Genomic DNA, 6,576 nt, shown 5'->3' with positions numbered 1-6,576 from the left:
AACGCTCACGGCCGCGGCGGGTCGGGGCCGCGGCGGCCCGGGGGGGCGGGGCGGGGGGTGTGTGTCGCCCCCCCGTTTTAAACTGTGCGTTTGGGGGTGGCCCGCCCCGCGGCTGGGCCCACCCGGAGGTCAGGCCACGGGTTCCGGGACGCGCTCGGGGCCCGCGGACGGCGTCCCGGACAGCCGCCCCGGCCACCACACCCGCCGCCCCAGCGCCACGCTCGCGCTGGTCACCAGGTAGGTGCGGACGAGGAAGGTGTCCAGCAGCACGCCGACCGCGATGACGAAGCCCAGCTCGACGAGCGGGACCAGACCCATGTCGGTGAGCACGGCGAAGGTGGCGGCGAGGACGAGGCCTGCGGAGGCGATGACCCCGCCGGTCGTCCGCAGGGCGGTCAGCGCGGCCTCGACGGGCTCCACGCCCCGCAGCGACTCCTCCCGCATACGGTGCATCAGGAAGATGCCGTAGTCGACGCCGAGGGCGACCAGGAACACGAAGGACAGCAGGCCGAGCCCCGGATCGGTGCCGTGGAAGCCGAACAGCGGTCCGAACACCAGCCCGCCGACGCCGAGCGCCGCGCCCCACACGGCGACCACGGCGGCCACCAGGATCAGCGGCGCGACCAGGGAGCGCAGCAGGACGACCAGGATCAGCAGCACGGACAGCAGGACGATCGGTACGACGACCAGCCGGTCGCGGGCGTTGGTGTCCTCCAGGTCCAGCTGCTGGGCGCTGGGCCCGCCGACGTAGGAGCCCTCGATCCGGTGCCGGAGCGCCTTGATGGTGGCGGTCTCGGCGGCGGACTGGGGCGGGGCGGACGCGGTCACCGAGATCTCGGTCCAGCCTCCGCCGGTACGGCCCTGCTGCGCGCTCGCCACTCCCCGGGTGCGCTCGGCCGCCGCCAGCGTGGCGTCGGCGCGGCTCGCCGGGGTGAGGATCTCGATGGGCTGCGCGGAGCGCTCGGGGAAGGCCTTCGCGAGGGTGTCCATGGCGGCGACGGAGTCGGGCCGGTCGACGAAGGTGTCGAGCTGCTTCACCGGCCCCGGCAGGTTCAGCACGCCCAGTGCGAGCGCGCCGAGCAGGACGGCGCCAAAGGCGAGGACGGTCAGCGGGCGGCGCCCGGCCGAGGAGCCCATCGCCGCGAACAGCGACCGGCGTTCCCTGGGCGTGCTGCCGTAGGCGGGCACGAGCGGCCAGAACAGCCGGCGGCCGAGCAGCACGAGGACGGCCGGGAGCAGGGTCAGCATCGCGGCCAGCGCGCACAGCACGCCGACCGTGCCGAGCGGGCCCATGCCCCGGCTGGAGTTGAGGTCGGCGGCGAGCAGGCACAGCAGCCCGGCGGCGACCGTGCCGGAGGAGGCGAGGACGGCGGGCCCGCAGCCGCGCAGAGCGGCCCGCATCGCGTCGTACGGCCGCTCGTGGCGTCGTAGCTCCTCGCGGTAGCGGGAGACGAGGAGCAGGGCGTAGTCGGTGCCGGCGCCGAAGACGAGGATCGTCATGATGCCCGCGCTCTGACCGGAGACGGTGGTGCCGAAGGCCTGGTGGAGGCCGTAGGCCGCCGTCCGGGCGAGGAAGTCGGCGACACCGGCGACGACGAGCGGGACCAGCCACAGCAGCGGGCTGCGGTAGATGAGGATCAGCAGGATCGCGACGACGGCGACCGTGGTGTAGAGCAGGGGTCCGCCGAGGGAGGCGTACACCCCGGAGGCGTCTGTGGCGAGCGCGGCCGGCCCGCCCGCCTCGACCGTCAGGCCGCCCCGGCCGTGGGCGACCCGGCGGACGTCGTCGACGAAGGTGTCGCGCTTGTTCTCGTCGGTGCCGGGCTCGTTGCTGGCGACCGGGTACATCAGCGTGGTGCCGTCGGCGGACGGGATGCCCCGGGGGGTGGTGGTCAGGGTGTGGCGGTGGGCGACGGCCGCCACCTGGCGTCCCGCCGTCGTCCGGTCGGCGGCGGTGAGGCCGCCCGCGCGGTGGTAGACGAGGACCAGCTCGGTGCTCTCGCCACCCGGCAGCCGGTCCTGGAGCCGGGCGGCCAGGGTGGAGTCGGCGGATGCGGGCAGATAGTCGGTCGCGCGGTTCTGCTGGACGTCGGTGAGTTTGGCGGCGAACGGCCCCGCCACGGCCAGCAGGACCACCCACAGGCCCAGCACCAGCCAGGGCAGGCCTCGGCGCCCGCCTGTCGCACGTGTTCTCGCGGCCCCCATGGAAACGGGCCCTCCCTCTGGAGCGGATGTCTGGATACGGCTTCCAGACTTCCGCCGCGGCGGGCCGTGTTCGTCGGGCGTGGGGGCGAGTTCGGGGGTACTGCCACGGGTGTCCGGGCGGCGCCCGTACTCCCCGGGGAGTATCAGGACGGCGCGGGGCCCGGCCGGGTGTCGACCGCGTACGCCCCGGCCGGACGGCTGTCAGGACCGCGTCCGGCGCGGCCGGACAGGTGTCAGGACCGCGCGCGGCCCCGCCGGACAGTCGTCAGGACCGCGTGCCGCCCGGCCGGACAGGTGTCAGGACGGTGTGCGTGCCGCGGCCAGCAGGCGGTTCACGTCGTCGCTGCAGATGGTCAGGGCCGCGCCGATCGTGGTGAGGGCGTCGCGTTCGGCGGGGGTGTAGGGGCCGTCGGCCAGCGCGATGCGGGCCGCCTGGAGGAACAGGCCCTCACGGCCGCCCGGGGCGAGATGGGGGGCGAGCGGGTCGAGGGCCTCGTGCAGCTCTATGGCGAGGCTCGCCCCGCACGGTCCGCCGAGCACCCGGCCGGTGTCGGCGGCGAGTGCCTCGACCAGGGCGGCCAGCTGGTCCTCGGAGCAGTCCTCGAAGCCGGCCGTGCGAACCGCACCGGCGGCCGTCTCCAGGGCCGTGCGGGAGCCGGTGCCGCCCGCGGCCAGGACGGCGAGGGCGACGGTGTGCACGGCGTCGCGCAGCATCGCGGAGAAGCGCCGGGTGGTGGGGTGGTCGAGGACGTCGGTGCCGTAGTGGTGGCGGCAGGACGCGCACTCCACGACGGGTCCGGTCGTCCCGCGCGGCAGCACGGGCACCCCGAGGAGGGTGAAGCGGCGGCGCCCGGTGAGCCGCTGGTAGTTGCGGTCGCCTCCGCAGCCGGGGCAGAAGAACTCGCCGTCTCCCACGGGTGTCCATGCGGTGCGGGTGCCCAGAAGGCGCACAGCCCTGGTGGCACGGCCGTCTCGTCCCCGTACTGGCAGCACGTCGCACCTCCGTAACCGCACGGCAACATCGCCGCGCTGGCGTGATGTTAGCCACATCACGGAGGCTGAGTCAGTACCCCGTACGAGACCTTTCTGTGACCTCGGGGGCGCGATGGCCGATAAGCGACGGAGCCCGGACCGTCGTACACGACGGTCCGGGCCCCGAAACGGCCGGTCAGAGCGGTCAGCGGGCCGCGCGGTTCACCGCGGAGACGACCGCCTTCAGCGACGCACGCGTCGTGTTCGCGTCGATGCCGATCCCCCACAGGACCTTGTCGTCGATCGCGCATTCGATGTAGGAGGCGGCCTGCGCGGAGGCGCCCTCGCTCATCGTGTGCTCCTGGTAGTCCAGCAGGCGTACGTCGACGCCGATGGACTGCAGGGCGTCGAAGAAGGCGGAGATCGGACCGTTGCCGGAGCCGGTCAGGACGGTGTCCTGGCCGTCCACCGTGGCCTCGACCGTCAGGGTGTCGACGCCGTCCGTGTCGGTCGTCGACTGGCCGGTCCTGACCTGGATGCGGCCCCACGGGTTGTCCGGGTTCGGCAGGTACTCGTCCTGGAAGACCGCCCAGATCTCCTTCGGGGTGATCTCGCCGCCCTCGGCATCCGTCTTGGCCTGGATGAGCCGCGAGAACTCGATCTGCATCCGGCGCGGCAGGTCCAGCTTGTGGTCGTTCTTCAGGACGTAGGAGATACCGCCCTTGCCGGACTGCGAGTTGACCCGGATGACCGCCTCGTAGGAGCGGCCGACGTCCTTGGGGTCGATCGGCAGGTACGGCACCGCCCACTCGATGTCGTCGACGGTGACGCCCTTGGCCTCGGCGTCGGCCTCCATGGCGTCGAAGCCCTTCTTGATGGCGTCCTGGTGGGAGCCGGAGAAGGACGTGTAGACCAGGTCGCCCACGTACGGGTGGCGCGGGTGGACCTCCATCTGGTTGCAGTACTCCCACGTGCGACGGATCTCGTCGATGTCGGAGAAGTCGATCTGCGGGTCGACGCCCTGGGAGAACAGGTTCATGCCCAGGGTGACCAGGTCGACGTTGCCGGTGCGCTCGCCCTGCCCGAACAGGCAGCCCTCGATGCGGTCGGCGCCGGCCATCAGGGCCAGCTCGGCGGCCGCCACGGCCGTACCGCGGTCGTTGTGCGGGTGGACGGACAGGCAGACGTACTCGCGGCGGGAGAGGTTGCGGTGCATCCACTCGAAGCGGTCCGCGTGCGTGGAGGGGGTCGAGCGCTCCACGGTGGCGGGCAGGTTGAGGATGATCTCGCGGCCCGGGCCCGGCTGGTAGACGTCCATGACCGCCTCGCAGACCTCCAGCGCGAAGTCCAGCTCGGTGTCGGTGAAGATCTCGGGGCTGTACTGGTAGCCGAACTCGGTCTCGGGGCCCAGCAGTTTCTCGGCGTACTCCATCACCAGGCGGGTGCCGTCGACGGCGATCTGCTTGATGTCGTCCCTGGAGCCGCGGAAGACGACCCGGCGGAAGACCGGGGCGGTGGCGTTGTACAGGTGGACGGTGGCCCGGCGGGCCCCCTTCAGGGACTCCACGGTCCGCTCGATCAGGTCCTCGCGGGCCTGGGTCAGGACGGAGATCGTCACGTCCTCGGGGATCGCACCCTCTTCCTCGATGATCGAGCGTACGAAGTCGAAGTCGGTCTGGCCGGAGGCGGGGAAGCCGACCTCGATCTCCTTGTAGCCCATCTTGACCAGCTGGTCGAACATCCGGCGCTTGCGCTCGGGGGACATCGGGTCGATCAGGGCCTGGTTGCCGTCACGCAGGTCGGTGGAGAGCCAGCGGGGGGCGGCGGTGACGCGCTGCTCGGGCCAGGTGCGGTCCGGGATGTCGACCTGCTCGTAGCGGCCGTACTTGTGGATCGGCATGGAACTGGGCTGCTGGCGGTTGGCCATGATGGCGTGGGCTCCTCGAAGATGTCCGGTTGTGTCCGGTGTCCGGAAGGACGGCCGACGACGCAACGCCAAAGCTCCGCGGGGAGGGAGTCGGCCTTGTCTACAGGCCCTCGCCGCGGCAACTAAGGAGAAGCAGCCCGAAACGCATGATGCTCCGCAGCCTAGCCGAGGGGCGCCGGGTGCGTGGGCCTGTATCAGTATGCGGAACCGATGGAACAAATTGGACAAATGGTGCGCCATATCACGCGCGCTACGGAGTGCGAGCGGCATGCCACCGGATTGTCACCCTATTTCACCAATCATGGTCGCAGGTAGTGACACCGAAGTAACTCAGTGCAAGGGTGCCGGGCATGACGACCAACGGGGGCTTTGAGCCCGTCTTCTGCCCGATCGTGCCGCCGCACGTCCTCGACCGGCTGGCCCAGCACGAGGACCCAGCCGTCGCCGACGCCGCACAGCGCACCCTGGAACACGACGCCCTGCACCGCACCCGGCGCAGGATCACCGCGGTGCGGGGCGCGGCCGCGCCCGCCGGCACCCCGTCCGACAAGCCGAACCGCACCATCTACGACGCCCACCACACCGAGACCCTGCCGGGCACGAAGGTGCACTCCGAGCAGGACCAGCCCGCCAAGGACGCGACCGTCAACCGCGCGCACGCGGGCCTGGGCGCCACGTTCGACCTGTACCTCAAGGTCTACGGCCGGCACTCGATCGACGACGCGGGACTGCCACTGACCGCGACCGTCCACTACGGCGAGAAGTACGACAACGCCTTCTGGAACGGCGAGCAGATGGTGTTCGGCGACGGCGACGGCGAGCTGTTCCTCGACTTCACCCTCCCCATCGACGTGATCGGCCACGAGCTGACCCACGGCGTCACCCAGTACACGGCGAACCTGGAGTACTACGGCCAGTCCGGAGCGCTCAACGAGTCCGTGTCGGACGTGTTCGGCTCACTGATCAAGCAGTACGCGCTGGGCCAGAGTGCGGACCAGGCCGACTGGCTGATCGGCGCGGGGCTGCTCGGGCCGAACATTCACGGCGAGGCGCTGCGCTCGATGAAGGCACCGGGCACGGCGTACGACGACCCGAACCTGGGCAAGGACCCGCAGCCCGCGACGATGGACGGCTACGTCCGGACGAGCCGCGACAACGGCGGGGTGCACACCAACTCCGGCATCCCGAACCACGCCTTCTACCTGGCCGCCTCCGCGATCGGCGGCCATGCCTGGGAGAGGGCCGGGCAGATCTGGTACGACGTGCTGACCGGCGGTGACCTGAAGTCGGACGCGCAGTTCGCCGACTTCGCGACGCTGACCGTGAAGGCGGCCCGGGAGCGGTTCGGCGCCGGCGACGAACTCCAGGCCGTGCAGAAGGCGTGGGAGCAGGTCGGGGTGCCGACGCTCTGATTCCGTACTAGACAGGGACCCATGCGTATTCAGGTACGGCGCACGGGCGGTTTCGCAGGC

4 protein-coding genes are annotated in these 6,576 nt (G+C 71.5%); 1 reads left to right on the top strand and 3 read right to left on the bottom strand.

All coding sequences use genetic code 11. The features are described 5' to 3' along the window. Positions 1-129: 129 nt before the first annotated feature. The 3 genes from AB0H32_RS45645 to leuA form a co-directional block, all read right to left on the bottom strand. The gene (locus AB0H32_RS45645; protein ID WP_361134781.1) at positions 130-2,205 is read right to left on the bottom strand and encodes an MMPL family transporter; all 2,076 of its coding nucleotides are present in this window, start codon (positions 2,203-2,205) and stop codon (positions 130-132) included. A gap of 297 nt (positions 2,206-2,502) precedes the next feature. After that, complete coding sequence (locus AB0H32_RS45640) at positions 2,503-3,198, bottom strand: TerB family tellurite resistance protein (protein WP_361134777.1); 696 nt, start codon at positions 3,196-3,198, stop codon at positions 2,503-2,505. Between the two features lie 184 nt (positions 3,199-3,382). Continuing rightward, a complete protein-coding gene (leuA, locus tag AB0H32_RS45635; RefSeq protein ID WP_361134774.1) occupies positions 3,383-5,104 on the bottom strand; it encodes a 2-isopropylmalate synthase in 1,722 nt (573 codons plus the stop codon). 350 nt (positions 5,105-5,454) lie between these two features. Between leuA and AB0H32_RS45630 the strand changes: the two genes are divergently transcribed. Next, positions 5,455-6,516, top strand: coding sequence for a M4 family metallopeptidase (locus tag AB0H32_RS45630; protein WP_361134771.1), 1,062 nt, complete (start codon positions 5,455-5,457; stop codon positions 6,514-6,516). The last annotated feature ends 60 nt before the right edge of the window (positions 6,517-6,576 follow it).

It is taken from the genome of Streptomyces sp. NPDC020362, from assembly GCF_040642095.1.
Classification (GTDB): Bacteria; Actinomycetota; Actinomycetes; order Streptomycetales; family Streptomycetaceae; genus Streptomyces.
This window is presented reverse-complemented; position numbering and strand designations above follow the sequence as displayed.